The 15,783-nt window shown below is 57.9% G+C and carries 25 protein-coding genes; 4 read left to right on the plus strand and 21 right to left on the minus strand.

Translation table 11 applies throughout. The annotated features are described in order from the left end of the window. The 4 genes from ABID16_RS00310 to ABID16_RS00325 form a co-directional block, all read right to left on the minus strand. Positions 1 to 729, minus strand: coding sequence for a TIGR02594 family protein (locus ABID16_RS00310; protein WP_354553996.1), 729 nt, complete (start codon positions 727 to 729; stop codon positions 1 to 3). A 68-nt stretch (positions 730 to 797) separates the two neighbouring features. Then, positions 798 to 1,184: a helix-turn-helix domain-containing protein gene (locus tag ABID16_RS00315; RefSeq protein WP_354554000.1), complete on the minus strand. Its 387-nt coding sequence runs from the start codon at positions 1,182 to 1,184 to the stop codon at positions 798 to 800. A gap of 3 nt (positions 1,185 to 1,187) precedes the next feature. Beyond that, positions 1,188 to 1,478 (minus strand): hypothetical protein, encoded by a 291-nt coding sequence (locus ABID16_RS00320; protein WP_354554002.1) that lies wholly within the window; start codon positions 1,476 to 1,478, stop codon positions 1,188 to 1,190. Then, complete coding sequence (locus tag ABID16_RS00325) at positions 1,475 to 1,873, minus strand: phage protein GemA/Gp16 family protein (RefSeq protein ID WP_354554005.1); 399 nt, start codon at positions 1,871 to 1,873, stop codon at positions 1,475 to 1,477. Before ABID16_RS00325 ends, ABID16_RS00320 begins: the two co-directional genes overlap by 4 nt. 89 nt (positions 1,874 to 1,962) lie before the next feature. Between ABID16_RS00325 and ABID16_RS00330 the strand changes: the two genes are divergently transcribed. Continuing rightward, on the plus strand, positions 1,963 to 2,514 hold the full coding sequence (locus tag ABID16_RS00330) for a hypothetical protein (RefSeq protein WP_354554008.1): 552 nt from the start codon (positions 1,963 to 1,965) through the stop codon (positions 2,512 to 2,514). A 14-nt stretch (positions 2,515 to 2,528) separates the two neighbouring features. Here the strand turns inward: ABID16_RS00330 and ABID16_RS00335 are convergent, their stop codons facing one another. From ABID16_RS00335 to ABID16_RS00395, 13 genes are read right to left on the minus strand one after another with little or no spacing between them, the layout of a single operon-like run. Continuing rightward, a complete protein-coding gene (locus tag ABID16_RS00335; protein WP_354554010.1) occupies positions 2,529 to 2,741 on the minus strand; it encodes a hypothetical protein in 213 nt (70 codons plus the stop codon). Continuing rightward, on the minus strand, positions 2,738 to 2,992 hold the full coding sequence (locus ABID16_RS00340; protein WP_354554012.1) for a hypothetical protein: 255 nt from the start codon (positions 2,990 to 2,992) through the stop codon (positions 2,738 to 2,740). The genes ABID16_RS00335 and ABID16_RS00340 overlap by 4 nt, the downstream gene beginning before the upstream one ends. Further along, entirely contained in the window at positions 2,985 to 3,185 is a 201-nt protein-coding gene (locus ABID16_RS00345; protein ID WP_354554014.1) for a hypothetical protein, read from the minus strand. Before ABID16_RS00345 ends, ABID16_RS00340 begins: the two co-directional genes overlap by 8 nt. Further along, entirely contained in the window at positions 3,182 to 3,481 is a 300-nt protein-coding gene (locus ABID16_RS00350) for a hypothetical protein (RefSeq protein ID WP_354554016.1), read from the minus strand. Before ABID16_RS00350 ends, ABID16_RS00345 begins: the two co-directional genes overlap by 4 nt. Continuing rightward, complete coding sequence (locus tag ABID16_RS00355) at positions 3,481 to 4,140, minus strand: DUF3164 family protein (protein WP_354554018.1); 660 nt, start codon at positions 4,138 to 4,140, stop codon at positions 3,481 to 3,483. The genes ABID16_RS00350 and ABID16_RS00355 overlap by 1 nt, the downstream gene beginning before the upstream one ends. 18 nt (positions 4,141 to 4,158) lie before the next feature. Then, positions 4,159 to 4,431 carry a hypothetical protein gene (locus ABID16_RS00360; RefSeq protein ID WP_354554020.1) on the minus strand — a complete coding sequence of 91 codons (273 nt, stop codon included), beginning with the start codon at positions 4,429 to 4,431 and terminating at the stop codon, positions 4,159 to 4,161. Continuing rightward, positions 4,424 to 4,654, minus strand: coding sequence for a hypothetical protein (locus ABID16_RS00365; protein ID WP_354554022.1), 231 nt, complete (start codon positions 4,652 to 4,654; stop codon positions 4,424 to 4,426). Before ABID16_RS00365 ends, ABID16_RS00360 begins: the two co-directional genes overlap by 8 nt. Next, complete coding sequence (locus tag ABID16_RS00370) at positions 4,644 to 5,030, minus strand: helix-turn-helix domain-containing protein (RefSeq protein ID WP_354554024.1); 387 nt, start codon at positions 5,028 to 5,030, stop codon at positions 4,644 to 4,646. The genes ABID16_RS00365 and ABID16_RS00370 overlap by 11 nt, the downstream gene beginning before the upstream one ends. After that, positions 5,012 to 5,614 (minus strand): hypothetical protein, encoded by a 603-nt coding sequence (locus ABID16_RS00375; protein WP_354554027.1) that lies wholly within the window; start codon positions 5,612 to 5,614, stop codon positions 5,012 to 5,014. Before ABID16_RS00375 ends, ABID16_RS00370 begins: the two co-directional genes overlap by 19 nt. Beyond that, positions 5,614 to 6,393: an AAA family ATPase gene (locus tag ABID16_RS00380; RefSeq protein WP_354554029.1), complete on the minus strand. Its 780-nt coding sequence runs from the start codon at positions 6,391 to 6,393 to the stop codon at positions 5,614 to 5,616. Before ABID16_RS00380 ends, ABID16_RS00375 begins: the two co-directional genes overlap by 1 nt. Before the next feature lie 26 nt (positions 6,394 to 6,419). Continuing rightward, positions 6,420 to 8,552, minus strand: coding sequence for a Mu transposase C-terminal domain-containing protein (locus ABID16_RS00385; RefSeq protein WP_354554032.1), 2,133 nt, complete (start codon positions 8,550 to 8,552; stop codon positions 6,420 to 6,422). Beyond that, positions 8,549 to 9,010, minus strand: a complete 462-nt coding sequence (locus tag ABID16_RS00390; protein ID WP_354554034.1) for a hypothetical protein — start codon at positions 9,008 to 9,010, stop codon at positions 8,549 to 8,551. The genes ABID16_RS00385 and ABID16_RS00390 overlap by 4 nt, the downstream gene beginning before the upstream one ends. Positions 9,011 to 9,012: 2 nt before the next feature. Then, a complete protein-coding gene (locus ABID16_RS00395; protein ID WP_354554036.1) occupies positions 9,013 to 9,993 on the minus strand; it encodes a ParB/RepB/Spo0J family partition protein in 981 nt (326 codons plus the stop codon). Positions 9,994 to 10,174: 181 nt separating this feature from the next. Here ABID16_RS00395 and ABID16_RS00400 point away from each other — a divergent pair, with 181 nt between their 5' ends. After that, positions 10,175 to 10,378, plus strand: a complete 204-nt coding sequence (locus tag ABID16_RS00400) for a hypothetical protein (RefSeq protein WP_354554038.1) — start codon at positions 10,175 to 10,177, stop codon at positions 10,376 to 10,378. Between the two features lie 128 nt (positions 10,379 to 10,506). Here the strand turns inward: ABID16_RS00400 and ABID16_RS00405 are convergent, their stop codons facing one another. Next, the gene (locus ABID16_RS00405; RefSeq protein ID WP_354554040.1) at positions 10,507 to 10,809 is read right to left on the minus strand and encodes a helix-turn-helix domain-containing protein; all 303 of its coding nucleotides are present in this window, start codon (positions 10,807 to 10,809) and stop codon (positions 10,507 to 10,509) included. Positions 10,810 to 10,962: 153 nt separating this feature from the next. On the opposite strand from ABID16_RS00405, the gene ABID16_RS00410 reads away from it, so the two are divergent. Beyond that, positions 10,963 to 11,325: a helix-turn-helix domain-containing protein gene (locus tag ABID16_RS00410; protein WP_354554042.1), complete on the plus strand. Its 363-nt coding sequence runs from the start codon at positions 10,963 to 10,965 to the stop codon at positions 11,323 to 11,325. 336 nt (positions 11,326 to 11,661) lie between these two features. Here ABID16_RS00410 and ABID16_RS00415 read toward each other — a convergent pair whose 3' ends face one another. The 3 genes from ABID16_RS00415 to ABID16_RS00425 form a co-directional block, all read right to left on the minus strand. Then, on the minus strand, positions 11,662 to 12,033 hold the full coding sequence (locus ABID16_RS00415) for a hypothetical protein (protein ID WP_354554045.1): 372 nt from the start codon (positions 12,031 to 12,033) through the stop codon (positions 11,662 to 11,664). A gap of 1,158 nt (positions 12,034 to 13,191) precedes the next feature. Beyond that, positions 13,192 to 13,764, minus strand: coding sequence for a DNA-binding protein (locus ABID16_RS00420; protein WP_354554047.1), 573 nt, complete (start codon positions 13,762 to 13,764; stop codon positions 13,192 to 13,194). 9 nt (positions 13,765 to 13,773) lie between these two features. Continuing rightward, positions 13,774 to 14,325, minus strand: a complete 552-nt coding sequence (locus ABID16_RS00425) for a hypothetical protein (protein ID WP_354554049.1) — start codon at positions 14,323 to 14,325, stop codon at positions 13,774 to 13,776. A 765-nt stretch (positions 14,326 to 15,090) separates the two neighbouring features. Here ABID16_RS00425 and ABID16_RS00430 point away from each other — a divergent pair. Further along, positions 15,091 to 15,783, plus strand: a complete 693-nt coding sequence (locus ABID16_RS00430) for a hypothetical protein (RefSeq protein WP_354554051.1) — start codon at positions 15,091 to 15,093, stop codon at positions 15,781 to 15,783.

Genomic DNA, 15,783 nt, shown 5'->3' on the forward strand with positions numbered 1-15,783 from the left:
TCAAACCTCGCTCTTGGAGACAGGTGCGCCGGACGGCGAAAGCAGGACACGACCACCGACAGGCGCTTCGCCGGTTTTCGGCCAGCGGACACCGCCGGTCACGAGACGGCTCTTGTCCACGCGCGTGATCGAAACCATGTTGGACTGGTTGCCGCCCAGCACGTGGAAATGCGTCTGGTCCTCGCCGACATAGAAGCCGACGTGACCGCCGCCCTCACGGGCAAACACAAGGATCGCACCGGGCGCGGGAGATACCTCGCTGCCGAACGTACGCCAGTTGAGCGCGCCGAGAGGGTTGGTGGGCAGGAACTCCTTGGGCAGGGTCGTAGCAAGGACGTTGCTGACGAAAAGGCCACACCACGGAATGTCGTCGTTGGTGTAGAAGCCGGCAACCCAGCCGCCGAGACGCTTGGCCCAACCGATAATCGTCGGGTTCGAAGCGGACCCTGCGACTTCCTTCAGACCCATGAACCGGCGCGCCTCGCGCATCCAGATCGGTTCGGCCGGCACCTTCTGCGGAAGGATCGTGACGATGTTGCTGTCGGACTTGGGATCGGCGCGCAATGCGTCAACCGTCGCCTGATCGGCCTTTCCTGTGACTGGCAGGCCCTTCGCCTGCTGGAAACGCTGAAGCGCTTCGATGACGGCGCGCCCCTCCGCATCGTCCATCTTGCCCATGTAAGCGCCATGCGTGCGCAGACGCGAAATCAGCCATTGTGCAAAAGTCATGTGTCACCCCGTTGTTTGGGGCAACCTATGCTAGCTCGGTTGGCTGATCTTCCGGACAACTGGTCCGGTCAGTCGTCGAACAGCTTTATTTGATCAGGATTTTCAGTCCGGTTCGCAACGCGGCGAACATGCCGCTGCGAAATTCCGAGCGCGCGGGCGATCTCCCGGCGCTCCTTGCCCTCGCTCTGAAGCGCCAGCACGTCGGCGCGTGCGGACTTCCGAGGACGCATATGCGGGACATAAATCAATTGGCCCGCGAGATAGTCACATAGCGCCTTTCCGTCCTCGTTGCCAAGAGCGAGCAAGATCGGATGGCTTTCATCGGGATTTTTCGGGAAGGCGATTTCCGTGCCGCCATAGGCCGAAATGAGCTTCAGGACGATGGCAACACCGAGGGTGTCGGCCATCTCCTGAAGGCTCAAGGGCAATGCAGCGATGGAAACGTTAGAGACCATGCTTCAGAATGCCCGCACGGTTTCTGGCTCCGGCAGCGCCTGGCTGTCGAGAACGATGTTTCGAACGGTGATCACGATGCTTTGAACCGTGCTCGCACGGGGCGATGGACGGTAGACAAGACGCGCCGTCATGGTGCCGTGTGGCGAACGATGTATCGACGAAGAGCCCTGAAGGGCGAACCCGTCGCTGATCATGGCACGATGCAGTGGTGTGATCGACGGCGCGAGTATGGTCAAGGCTTCGAGAGGCAAGCGCACGATCGTGCGGTGAGACTGGCGGTTGCGGCGGGTCATTTGCCACGGGCCTCCATGGCTTTCAGGGCGCTGATGATCGGGTCGGCCTGGGCGAAGGTCATGAAGTCCGGATCGTCAACGCCAGCGCGTTCCTTAACGAAGGACCGCAAGGCCTTGCGAGAGCCATCCTGTATGACGCCCTTGCGATGGCAGGACTTCCAAAGCGCGTGAACCATGCGGATGTATGGTTTCGTCGAAGCCGGCAGTGCCTTCTTCGCCCCGGCCGTCTTCTTGAACCCCAGCCGCTCCATTTCCTTGATGACCGCGAGATGCTGCTTTTCAGTCATTTCCCGAAGGGATGCGACACCCGTGACGCGGACCAGGAGGGCGCGATAGACCTCCTCTTCAAGTTCGAGCTGGCTCTTGGCGATGTTGATGATGGCGGTGGCGTTCATCGCGCGCCCTCGCAATCGGACTTAATGTCCCCGGCAAAGCCCTTGGTCATCGGGTTATGATGATCCCGACGAATCGTTAGGGGGCAAATATGAACATTGCTGAAGGTATCGCGCTCTTGCAGGGCACCACCGCAACCATCGACGGAATTGCCAAGACCTATAAGGCGGTCAAGGAAGCTATTAAGGGCGACAAATCTGGCGCGGGCACTGACTTGGCCGGGGTCAACCAGGAACTCTCCGAGGCACTGGAGGGCATGCTGCTCCTGAAGCAAACGCAACTGAAGCTCTTGGATATGCTCATCGAGCTGAAGCAGGAGAAGCTTGCGTTCGATCAGGAACGCGCGGAATTGGATCGCTTTCGCGCGGAGGCCGCCAATTACATCATGAAGGAAATCTCCCCTCACTCGTTCGCTTACGTCCTGAAGGACGGCATCAAATCCGAGGGTGCTAGCCCCTACCTTTGCGCACGCTGCTTTCAACAGGGAAAGAAGTCCCTTCTTCAGCTGAAGAAACGTGATTTCAACATTGACACGCTTGAGTGCAATGCGTGCAGCACGCCGGTATCCGTTCCAAACGACATCAAAGGGGAAGTGTACGTCGTACCCACCCGTCGTCAGGGTTGGCCATTCGACGACTACTGATTTTCCATTGAATTTCACTGCACACCTTCCTTTTGAACGGCGCGCGCGGCGTGGAGCGTCCGATAGACAGCGTCCTCGCGCACGTGGATAAGGTTGGAGATATCGAGCGTGTCGAAATGGCCGGAGTTCCAAAGGATGATGCAGGCAAGCGCCTGAGTGGCTTCCATAGGGCCGGCCATGGCCGATGAGCCGGACTTCTTTTCGTCTGTGAGCTGAAGTTCCCTCATTGGGCACCCGCCGTTTCTTCCGACTTCGGCGCGACCGAAGGGAAAAAGCGAGGAATAAACACCCGCGCATAGACGAGGTCGCAGCTCATGCCTTCGAGACGCGCCGAGTCCCAAAGGCCTTCGTCATCGCCGAAAATCGTGGCGACTGCTTCCGCCGGCGTGCGGCGGAAGGTATGCGGCAGGATGGTCCCGCGCGGGGTCCGCAGGGCATAGCCCTTGCTGTAGGCGTGATCGCTGGACCGATCATCCATGGGTCGGCTCCAGCTCTTCAGGCCGGCACCGCGAGGTGCGGCGATCGCCCTGAAACAGGACGCGCACGAAACGCGCGTCCTCATCAGCATCTGAGTGCACGCGGCCAAAGCGGCCGGTGACATTGTGCTGGACGAGCTGCCCGGCACGAATGTTCATTTCGGCAGCATAGCCCGCTTCAAGCCCACCCCTCATGCTGCACCTGCCATTTCCCGCTGCACCTGGACGCGGGCCTTGCCAAGCCAAGCATGGACGAGACCGGAAATGCCGCTCGTGCAGCTCACCCGGATACCCGACATCGTCAGGACGTGGGTGTTCCCAGATTTGTGGTTGGCGCGATATTCGCGCGCCAAATCTTCCATGAGGATGCGATAGCTATCTTCCCGGTCTTTCACGCGGTCGTAGATGAGCTTTCCAGAGGCCTTGTAGGCAGCTTCGATAACGGCAGAGCGTTGTTCAATCGTGGTGATGATATTGGTGAGGTTGCTCATCACGCACCTGCCTTTGCCAGATCGATCGTAATCGCCTGAAACTGATCGTTGATCGAAGCGCGGCGGTAAAAGCGGACGTACTCTTTCGAGCCGGTCACCCGGATCGAATTGCGGATCGCATCCATGGCCCGCAGCCAGCGTTCGTCCTCGATGTCGAGACGAAGCAGCATGAACAGTTCGGAGCGGTTGATCTGCCCCTCCCTATCCGTGTTGAAGGCCCGCGTGATGATCGACTGAATTTCCGGCCGGCTATCCGCGGTCCATTCGGTCATGCATTCGTCGAGCAGGCTCTTGGCGATCTGCAATTCGGGACCGAAGTCGATTTGATCGGCAACCTTCACCTCGACCTTCATCAGGCCGTCAAAAGTCTGATAGGTGCGGTTTCCCTTTTTCCCGCCAATCTTGGTGCCATATTCCTGTGCCAACAGGGCGTCGAAGGCACCGAGGTCAAGCATGGTGTGGCTGCGGAAGCGGTTGATCTGGGCGTTTAGCTCAACCGCATAGCCGATGATCTTGCGAACGGTTTCATCCTGCAACTTGTCCGCCGCTTTGACATTGGCGAGGGCGATGTGGTCGCCCTTGGCGTTGATCATGAATTGCTTCCCGCCCATTTCGATGATTTCGGCGTTCTGCGGCACTTCGTTGGTAACGGTATCCATGTTTCAGTTTCCTCGGTTTCAGGTGTTGTCGGTGGGATTGGGGAAGAGTTCGCCGCTGCGACGAGCGACAAATTGGGCGAGCGAAACGATGTTGCTTTTGGGATTCGTGTCGCCGCCGGCGGGCAGAGGCATTCCAGCCAACCGAGCTTCCATTTCCGTGCACTGATCTTCACAGATCTTCAGGAACTCACAGATGTCCGTGAGGTCGTGGGGCATGATGCTGAAGCCAAGCTCCTTATGCGCATCAAACTTGACGCGGAGCATCCTGAGATAGGTCGATGTTCTAACCATTGGCGTGGTCTTTCTTGAGGGGATCGGGTGAAATGGAGGGAGACGACATCAGCTCGCCATCAAGCGCGACGTGAGGCCGGCCGGTGAGGCAGAAAATCCGCTCTTCCATGTTCCGGGCTTCCAGTTCGAACGCGCGCAGCGTTAGAAGAACACCCTTCGGGTCCTCTACGCTTGCGGTATCGCGCAACCGCTCACGCATCTGCTTGATGGCGTCAGACAGCATCGCATTCTCCGGTTTTCTGGTTTTCGGGGTTTTGCGAGCAACCCCGGCAGGCAGCCCATTGCTTGAGCCGGTCGGGGTCGCTCATCGTCATCGGCGCGGAATGATGTTCCGTGCACACGCTCTGCCCGATCGGAGCCCGTAAGTGCGGGCACCAGACCTGTTGCGAGTAGAGCGCCATGACCTTCGGCGCGATCTTCGCAGACACCTTGTCCATCCTGGCCGTGTATTTCCCGGCACAGAGAAGCGAGACAGCCGTTCTGGAAATGCCGAGTTCGTCCGCAATTGCCTGCTTGGAGCGACCATCTTTCGCGGCCTCGGCACGCAGCACGTCGATCCATGCGGGATCGGCGAGCGCCATCAGGTTGGCTTGACGCATGGGACGGCCTCCCCGGTGTTGAAATCGAAGAGCGTCCGGTTTTTCGGGCGATAGACCGGCGCGTTAGAGCCGGTATCCATCAACAGTCGGTAGCGCTTGAAGCCGTTAGAGGTCAGCCGTGTGCCCTGCTGGCGAACCGGAAGTTCCGCCACATAACCGGCCGAGCGTAGATGACGCAGGTACCACGCCGCATTATTCTCGGGGTTTTGATCACCCTCGCGTGCGGCGATCATGGCTACTTCGCCGATCGTGAAGGTGTTGGACATGCGCATGGCAGTCCAAAGGCGCTGCCGGAACGTGTCCGGCAACGGCTTGCGGATCGTCACTGTGTCGGGACGCCAAGGCCCCGGCTTGATGACTTCTCCGGCTCTGGCCGCGTCCAGTCCGGCCGCCGTGAGCTGGTAGCAGCCGGTTTCGACCCGCTCCAGGAGGCCACGAAAGATGAGCTTTGCCGCGCCGTCAGAAACCTGCCGCCGTGTCAGCTCAAGGCCCACCACGAGTTCGTCGATCGTCTGGCAAGCGCCATCTTTCAGGCTGGTCATGATTGTCGTGGGCAGATAGCCCTGCTGAACCGCCTCGCCCATCAGTATTGCTCCGGAACGAAGATCGGCTGATTGGTGTGGCGATCGTTGACGATCGGTTGGCCCGCCATGTCAGCCAAGGTCACGCCCTGGTCACCGATATCGGCGGCGTCCATGCGCAGGCCGAAGCGCTCGATATTCGCGATGGCCTCAAGAACCTCGCGGTTGAAGCCCTGCGACACCTTCAGAACGAACGTGGCGAGATCCGGAGCAACCTTGACCTCGCAGCGCTTTTCGATCAGCAGGCGCACATCATCAATCGTGGCCTTCTCGAAACGCACCTTCTGGCTAACGCGTGACGCGACCTGGGGGAACCGGGTCAGATGGTCGTTGACCTTGCCCATGCCGACGAGAATGACCGGAAGCTCGATGATGTCCGAGATATCGCGGACGGTTTCGAGGATGGTTTCCTTCTTGCTGATATGGTCAGCCTCATCGACCACGAGCGCGAAATTGCGCCGCGCCATCTGAGCACCGGCATTGCGCAACGCCAGCTCCTGAACCACCTTCTGAAACTTCTTCTGGAACGAATGCGGGGGCTGGTTGACACGCAACTCTTCCAGCAGCTCGTTCATGAACCAAGACGGCGACCATTCCTTTTTCGCGCGCAGATACACCGCACCATTCTGCGCAACCCATTGCTTCAGCGTCGTCGTCTTTCCAAGGCCCGGCAGGCCGTCCACAACGGCTAGGCAAGCTTCCTGCGCGCCGCGCTGCTCAAGGGCAGAAAGGGCGGTGAGGAAGCGCTTCACGTTGCTGGTCTCGACAAAGGTATTTTTCATGCGTATTTTCCTTGTGTGTGTTGCTGTCAGGCAGCGGCCCTGATGAGGTTTCGAAGCGCATCAAGGTCGATGCCTGACAGTCTGAAGAGTTCAATTGCGGCGGGGCGCTCAAGGCACCCGCGCAAGACGCGAACGTGGTTACTGGTGAGCTGGTCCGGATTTTCGAGCGCCCACACTGCCAGTTCGACATCACTGGCAAAGGTCCGCCTGCGGGGCGGCTCGACGGCTCCGGAAGCCGGTCTGAAATTCTCCTGATCATTATCGACGACAAGCATCGGCGCGGCCGGCGTCGGCTCGGGCATGATGTCGATCGGCGACATGACAGGCTGGGCGGACGCTTCCAGGAAGCGACCGACTGACAGTTCGGCCTCGACCTCGGCCAAATGATCGTTGAGACGGCGGGCACGGGCATTGGCGCGCTTTTCGAGCGCGGCGCGTTCCATCGTGAGCGGAATGTAACGCTCTTCGTTGCCTGCAAAGACGGCAACACAGATCAGACGGCCCATCTGCTCCTCACCGGAGCGGCGATCGATCTCGCGGACCCAAACCTTGCTGGCGTCGTGGATGTCGTAGCCGACAAGAACGTATTCGCCGTGGAACTCTTCCAGTTCCATATGGAAATACGTGTTGGTCAGCCATTCGACCATCGCGCGGGAGACCTTGCGCCGGACATAGGGGCGGAACAGGTCGTTCTTTTCGTGCTCCAGAACCGGGACGATCTCGAAGCCGGTCGAAACGTGATATTCCCAATACTGGTTGGGCGACATCTTGCCCGGCAGCGACGAGTGCGGCTTCGCGTTATAGGAAGCGATGGCATTGACACAGGCCGTCATAAATTCCTGCCAAGACGGCAGCCGGTTCGATGTCCCGGTGAGCTTGATATCCTTCCGCGTCGCCTTGAATGACCGCTGGCGCGCCTGCCGGTCCATTTCCTCGCCGATATAGGTTTCGTATTCCTTCGCCAGCGAGTTCCAAACCGAGCCGTTAAACCGCTCGATGATGCCTCGCGCCTGCGAGTTCTGAGGCAGGGAGTGCAGTTTCGTGATGCCAAGCCGTTCCGTCACGCCGGTGAGCTGGTTGTCGAGAACGTCGTTCTTGAAGCCGGGGCCACGGTCCACGTAGAAAATCGCGGGAATGCCATGGTGTTCGCAGGCGAACCGGAGAGCATCGACAACACCGATCGTGTTTTCAGCGAGACCGAAGGAGAAGCCGACGCACCGGCGCGTTGCCACATCGACGATGCTGGTGATTTCCGGCCGGAAAGGCTGGCCGTGGATCGGGTGCGCAATCTCAGCGTCGAACGTCTTGCCGTCTGCCGTGTAAATGCATCCTGGCAACAGTTCGTCGGTCGATCGCAGGGTGTAGGCCATCCGGCTTTTCAGCGTAAGCGAGCCTTCACGACCGCGATGCTTCTCCACATTGCCGAGGCGAGCCATAAGGCGGCGCACCTGATCGTAGTTCGGGGGCATGATATGCGCCGGTAGAGCACCCTTGAATTTCTCAAGGGCGTCAGTCAGGCATGGCTTTTGCGGCTGAGCGTAGAAGCGCAGGAACTGCCAGAACCACGACGGGACATCCTGCTTTTCCTTGGTCGGCAGCGGAGCAAGCGCGCCCACGCCAACCGTATCGCGCAGCTTGAACCACTCGTAAATCGTCGCCCGACCAACAGTCGTTTTGCCGGATGCACGGTCATTTGCCACGGCAATGACTGAAGAGAAAACATCGAGCGCTTCCGGCGCGGCAACGAAAGCCTGAATGGCCTGACGCTGCGAAAGCCCGTTAGAAACCTGATACATGTCGATGGCCGACAGGATCGCAGAGCGGGCATTCATCACGTCGCGCTGCCGCGCCGTCAGGTTCGCCGTCGATAGCTTCTCCCGGCGAACGATTTCCTGCGTTTTCTTCGCCTGCTGGCTGACCACCACAAGCTCACGGGTCGCCTCGGCATGGATCGCCGATTGCAGCTCGTTGGGCAGGAGCGAAATATGGTATTCGAAGCCGCCGCCGCCTTGTTTGCCGGAACGCTTTCTGGCTAACGGACTGGCAAGCCAGCCTTCCCGATCTATGCGGTCTTGAACACGGCGCTTACTCCACGGCATAGCCTCAATTTTGAGGCGCTCGCCGGCTTCTGCGATCTCAGCAGCGGACAGGTAGGTCATTTCAGGAGCCCCCCGACGCGGCCGCGCAGGGTCGCCCGCTTGCGCTCAAGCTCTGCAAGGCGCTCTTCTGTCTGCCAAAGCTGGATGACTTCTGCATACCTCTCGGGTACGGCAACGAAACCGGAAAACCCGCAGACGAAACCGAGCAACTCGTAGCAGTCTGTTGCGTCCAGCAATGCAATGAATCGTTCCAGCGTGATCTTGTGATCGCGCCGCGCTGCAGACGCGTAGCAATCGAGCATGTTTTCCGTGACGTTCTGTCCGAGGTAGTCGGACATGTCGGCCGCGATCTGCGACCGGGACTTTCGGCTACGCGCCATCGCCTCGGAGAGGACGCGTGCTATCTTCACGTCCAGCGTTCCGCCCTTCGACACCTCCGGCTCGAATGCCGGCGCGACTTCCGGGGGTTGGTAGTCTCTCAACAGGTCCAGTGTGTAAGGATCGCGGCGCTTGCTCATGGTCAGATGCGACCCCGGCGCTTGAGAGAGGCGATAATCCGCTCTTCATGTTCGGAAACGACGGTATCAAGCTCATCGTCCTTCAGCCCGCCGAAGAACTTGCTCAAGGTGGCGATGCTCTTCTGCAACTCGGCCAAGCGGGCATCAACATGGGCTGACGCCACCGTTGCGGCGACCTGGGCGGGCAGCTTACTCAGCGTGTCATTGACCGCTGCGACCTTCCTTTCGACATGCGTGAGGACGCGGCCGTTAGAAAGAATGGTCAATGCGTCGGGAACGTTCGTCGCGCGCGGTGGCGTGGCGAAAAGCAGGTCCAGAACCTTCGCCTGATCGGCAGGCGTTTGCTCCGCCAGCTGCTTCAGGCCGGCTTGATGGTCGGCCAACCACGTTCCTTGGCAGCGATGACGTGAGGCGGGGGAAAGGTCTGTCCAGATTTTCACGGCCAGCTCGATAGCGCGGCGGGACATACCGATTTTCTCGGCGGTTGCGGCGGTAAATCCGAAAGCCTCTTCGCTTTCGGTATCAAGACGCAATTTTTGCGTTTTGATTTCCGACTTACGGTCACCGCCGCGCTTCGCCTCTGGATGCAGGCGCTCATAGACCTGCTTCAGCTCGTAAAGATGCTGGCAGCGGTCGAGCTTGTTCAGATCAAAGCCAGCAAGGTTCTCCAGAACCTCTTCGAGACGGGCCTCATCGTTGGTTGTCGCGTTGGAAATCGTGACCGGGATCGCATTCCAGCCTAGCAGGCGGCAGGCTTCAAGGCGCTTGCGGCCTGCAACCAGGCTATAGCGGTTGCCGACAGCACGAACGCGGATGGGGTGCAGAAGGCCGGCCGAGGCAATGACCGATGCGAGACCTGCGGCCTCGTCGGGATCGAAGGAACGGGCACGATTTTCGGGAACGTCGATCCACGCAAGCGGTGCACTCTGCACGTCAGTCTTGGCGGGAACGGAAATGGTGGCTTTTTGCGTCTTAGGCATCATGGAACCTGTAAACAGTCTGGAAGTTCGTTGCGGAGCCGCCCGAGGGGGGCGTGGGGCGGCTCCGCGAGACCGCGCCGGACGCAAAACCGGATCGACGCGGCAAAGGGTTGAACCGTAAGGCCTGAATCGGTCTATGGTTGCGCTACCGGATTGACCGGATGCTCACTTGAGGGAGACTGACATGCCGAAAGAGAAGTTCTGGGCCGGAGGCCTGTCGGATGTTCGGATTGAGGCCGTGACGCGCCCGGAAAGACTATTTTTAGTGATCGAGCAGAAGACGGACGAACAACCGGCGTGCTGGTTTGATCTGACAGTTGACCAGGCACGAGCATTACAGCGTCAAATCGGTATCCACCTGTCGGCTTTGGAACCTGAATTCGAATAGCGGCCCGCACCAGTATTTCAGCAGCAAGGCGGCGGATGGAGGCCGTCATACCGCACCGCCTTCCACCGAAAGGCTGATTTCGCTCTCCAGCTTGTTATGACCCGGCCGGCCAGCTGACAAAACAGCGCTCATGCAGCCACCTGCATGTCAGTGGACGCGTTAGATTTTTGACTTTCTAACGGCGGGTATTTCGCGGTATCAAGGATGCCGGAGCTTCTTCTTGGGTAACGGTTCGGCCAGAGCTTTTCGGGCTTCTGTTCGATGAAGGCAGCAAGCGCAGCCTGCCCCTCATAGTGCGTCGTGGTGTTCAGTTTCCGCAGCAAGGATTTGTGAAAACCACAACGAACCGCGAGTTCGGTCAGCGTCATGCTGCGGCGGTGGACTTCGGCCTTGATGGCCTGCCAGTCCATGACCGGTTGCTGTTTACTCATTGGGATTACTCCGCTGAAAAACGGGTGCTGCAACACCCGTTTTTTTGGTGACATTTGAGAACAAGTGCGAAGCGCAATCGCGGTTCGCACTTTCATTGATAAGCTACGATTGGGATTTTGTAAATCCCAATCGTAGCTTATGGCGGAGCTGTATTGGCAAAACCGGAAACAATAAAAAGCGCTTTAGGACAAAGACTTAGGGATATCCGGGCACACCTCGGAGACCCGGCAAGAGAGGATTTTTGCCAGCGCTTGGGGATATCGAAGGGATCACTTGCCAATTATGAACGCGGTGATCGGGTTCCTGATTCGGATGTGATTGCGGCTTACGTCACAGCACTAGATGTGAATGCCAATTGGATTGTCGCCGGCAGAGGAGCCATGTTCGAAAAGGAACGTCCAGTTAAGGGAAAATCGGCGACGATGCTGAGCGGCTTTGAGAAATTGCCACAAGATTTGCAAGATGACCTTCTGGCCATCCTGCGAATTGACCTCAAGCGCGCCGGACTTTTATAAGCAAAGGCAGTCGGTCGTCTTCCTGAACTGCCACGTCAAGTCGAACATCCCCTAACGCACCATGTACTGCGGCCTCGAGTTCGTCGAGTGCCCTGTGCAACCGTGGAATTGCAGCGGCTCCGGCCGGGGCGGCGGTGGCCAGCATAATGGTTAGAAGGGTACGTCTATGCATAACTTCCTCATGAACTCGTAAAAAATACGTGAACAAATGTGGAACAAATATGCAAGCCTTACAAGAGACAGTTGCAGACCTTAGTGTTATCCACCGCAATCCACAGCTGAACAATGCGTCAACGAAGCACGCAAAAAGGCCTCCCGGAGCAGGCCAATAAATTGTCACATAGGCTTCGGCGTGGGCGGGAACTTGCCGCCGAGCTTGTAGGGCCTGGTTGGATGCGGTGCCGGTCCCGCACCTGGTCGCACACCGCGCCATCCGCTCATCGTCATGCACTGGATGACGAAGTCGTTTCGACGCATATCATTTGCAATCGCGTTTCCGATCCCAGCCCCCATTACGTACTCCGCCGATCCCATGGCAAAGTATCCCTGATCAACGGAAGATGAAGCCATCTGACAACGAGCAAGCGCCATTTCTACCGGCAGCGGTGGACTGGCGATAATCGGCTCCCAGGTCATCTGTGTGTATGATGTCTGGCATGCTGCCAGCAGGCACAGGGCGGACAGCCCCGCTATATTTCTGACTTTCATTGAATACCCACCTCTTCACTAGAGGCCGCAATTTATGCGGTTGACGCACTGCTTTGCAAGTCACTGGAGAGTCTGCCCAGCCTATGTTCGCGCTTTTCCACGTCCCACCTTGAGAGCGTGTCCCACGTGGGAGAAGTTAAGAAAAACACTTAAGAATCAGAGCTATGAGCAAGGTGGGACGATTTTTGTTAAGGTGGGACGTTTCGTCCCACCTTCATTTTGTCCGGCGCGGCCCGTGATGCAGCGCTTTGACTGCCTACAAGAGGCGGAACGCCTTCGATCTTGCGTACACTCGGGCTCTTAATCTCATATTTTTCAGAACGTTGCGAGAATGCGCGACTGTCAGCGGAGATGGCAGAACAATGCAGGAAGAATGCGCGAATCTGTCCAGAAGATTGCGCGATTTTTCTGCACTTTGGCGGGGTTTGTTTCATTTTCTGCCCGACCATCGTTAGCGCTTGGCTGTCCTCAAGCTGTTGATTCATAAGGCTTCGCGGGGCTCAACGGCTTTGATCGTCGCTGTCCAGAAGGTAACACCCCCCTACATTTTCATCGACCCGGCTCGGTGATTTGCACGGTATTTGAAAAGACAATCGCCGATCGACAACAGGACCAAGGTCCGCCAGATCGATGCCGGCTGTAGGGGGGTGTTACCTTCTGGACACGGCACAAAAACTAGCTATTCCGCATAAGTTGTTGAGACGAAAATAAAAATCGACGTTCGAAGTGTTTTCGATGTCTCGGACAAAATGCAAAAAGCCTGTCAAAATGCGCCTAAAATCGCGCAATCTTCTGGACAAAGTCGCTCATTCTGATTGCATTCCTCTTGCACCCGGTGCGCAAAATGCAACGTATTGATCCGTCGAAAGAAAATTCGTTAGAGGCGTTGGCAGGGATGATGTGCAGTCCGCGAAATCAGGCCGAAATCAGCTTTCGGCAGGCGAGCGGATAGAGATCAAGGTGAGACGAAACGTCCCACCTTGGCTAAAAACGTCCCACCTTAAAAATAGCACATCATTTCAACAGGTAAGCGGGTGGCCTTCAGCAGGGCAGGCGCGACAAGGTGGGACGTAAAAAAGCCCCGATCAGAACGCAATAATTTCGTTCTGATCGGGGCGCTGGGATCAAGTGGCAATTATTGCCACTTGATATTTCGGGTCACGCCAGCCCCAGATTGATGAGGATTTCGGCGGCTTCCTTAACGGTCGGCAGAGCCATGCCGCGCGGGAGGTGATCGGGCAGCGCCTGCCATGCCCGGCCCAAATTGCCTTGGGCTTCTCCCTTCATGAGTCGCATCAATGGAAGCACCCATACCGGCGCGGTGTTCTCCGGTACGGATGCAGGCGGGGAAGGTGGTGACGGCAGATCAAACAGCCTATCGGTTTCCGCAACCATTGCGGGTAGATCGAGAATGCGCGCGATGATGGCGTCAAACGTCCGAGCTGGCAGACTGGCGACGTGATAGGTGTAGCGCCTGCCGGTGCCGGATTTGGCGATGGCCCGCCGCCAGTTGCCAAGGGTCGCCTTTCGCGTGATGCCAGCCCGTGACGGCGGGAGGCCGGGGAGCCGCAGCGCCGCCAGTTCTCCCGCGTCATACCATTCCTGAATCTTGTGGCGTTCGCGCACGATGCGAAGCAACAGGGTTTCGAGGTAGGCAAGCCGTCGTTGATTGAAGGCCCATTCGGATGCGGGCACATGAACAGTCAGGTCAAGGCTGTAGTCATCGCCCATGTCTCTACCTCAACCTGCCATAGACTTGGGCGCTTGAATGCTCAAGTTCGGATGCGCGGAAACGAGTTCCTGTATCACCCGCTCGACGGTTGCCTGTTTCAGGTTGAGTGATTGGGCGATGCTCCCGATGTCTACATCTTCGACGGTGGTGGTGGTGACGATCTCCGTGGTTTCAACCGTCGTGGTGGACTTGCGGGCTGTGTCCTTCGACCTTTGAAGGGCTGCAACATCAATGTTCGTGACCATGAGGATGATATCTGCCACGTCCTCGACGGGCAGTTTGAACCGAGTTGCCGCATATTCGAGCGGGCGTAGACGCAGATCGGAGGCTTTGACGCGATCAAATTCAAGACGTGTCGCAGAAGCGATTTCCTCCAGATCGAAAATCAGGTTGTCCAGAATATTGCATATCCCGAACGCATCACCCTGAAGATCGCCGCCACCATTATGCAAGGCGATATCCAGCAGATTGGAAAATCCCTTCAGGGATGCTGTCGTGTTGTGAAGCGTTTCGAGGATGTCGGAAAGGTTCTCGAATTCATAGGTGACGTTCTTCGGCATGTCGGTCTCCGCTGAGCGCTTTCTAAGGCGCTAGTTGCCTGCCGCGACCATCGCGGCAGAGACCGGGAGTTAGAAACCGTCAGCGGACGGCAGCGGGGCCTTTAGGCTTTCGCCCTGGACATACGCCACGCCCTCCCGGTCGCAACGGTGCAAACGAAAAAATGCGTCTGCAGGATACGCGACCGATGCCCGGAAACCGGACATAAAAAAAGCGCCGTTCAGGCGCGGATTGACTTGGAAAAATCAGATGGCAATTTTTGCCTTCTGATCGCCATCTATCGCACCGTCCTTGGTGGCACTGACCACCGCTGATTGGGTTTCTACGCCCGTGCCAATTTTCTAACGCTGATTTGCCCATTGTGCAAGGGGTCGGATCAGAAGCCCAAAATTGGCTTCTGATTTTGTGCTTTGGAAGAACGAAATTTTTGCGATCTGCCAAGTGGCAATTTTTGCCGTTTGCCAGAAGCCAATTTTGGGCTTCTGCCAGATATCGTTCTCTCGGAGGATAAGGGGGGGGCGGCTGGCCATCGCTATAGCCAGCCGCGAGCCGGAAGCCGCTCCATTGCGGCGGAAGATGTAGCTTCCGGCTGGAACGGCAACGGCGTGAGAGCCCGTTCAAACATCTCACGCCGCCATGCACTCGTGCCGATGACGCCCACAAGGACCCAAACAGGCGTCATGACCGGACCTTCGGTCCGTATGACCGGTTTTTAAACAGGACATAATGTCCGGTCATTGCGGCGTTGGAGAGCGGAACGGCTGGCGATGGCAAAAACACAGAATGCAATTTCAACCAAGGGGCAATTCACGGAAATTGTCGTGGATGCCTTTGGTGATGATATCCTGAAGACGCTTCAAACGGAGCTTGGCGGCTTGGAAATACCCTTTCCGAAACCCGAAGGCATGTCTGAAACGCACGTCCTGGCGCAGGTGCTCGGCTACGATCTGGCCGTCGATCTCGTGCGAGAGGTGGGCACCGGCTTGATCTACATTCCGCGCGCCAACGGCCGGGATAACCGCGACGATGAATATCTGAAGGCCTACAACGCGGGCATGACACAAGCGGAAATCGCGCTGGTCATGAAGGTCAGTCAGCGGCATGTGCGCAGGGTTCTCAACGGCGCGCTCGGTATCCGCAACCGCAATTTTCTGCGCTGGGATCGTCACCACCGCAGCCACAACAAACTCTCTGCCGAAGAGGTCCAGAACCGCGAGAGGGTTTTGAACGAAGTTCTGGACGGTGAAATCACCATCGAGGCGGCGGCTAAGGAACTGAACCTCAGCGTCTCGCTCACTACCCGAATTCTGGAGAGTTTCGTCAAAGTTGGTTCGCGCCGGCCTTTGGAAGTCGGTCGGACACGCCCACACGCCAAGTCTAACGCGGGTCTAACGGGGATCGCCGGAAAATCCGGCACCGGACAGCCCGCCGCGCCCGAAAACCGCGCCAGCGGCCTTTAA

The sequence above is a fragment of the Limnomicrobium aquaticum genome (assembly GCF_040545545.1).
Taxonomy (GTDB): Bacteria; Pseudomonadota; Alphaproteobacteria; order Rhizobiales; family Rhizobiaceae; genus Ensifer_A; species Ensifer_A aquaticum.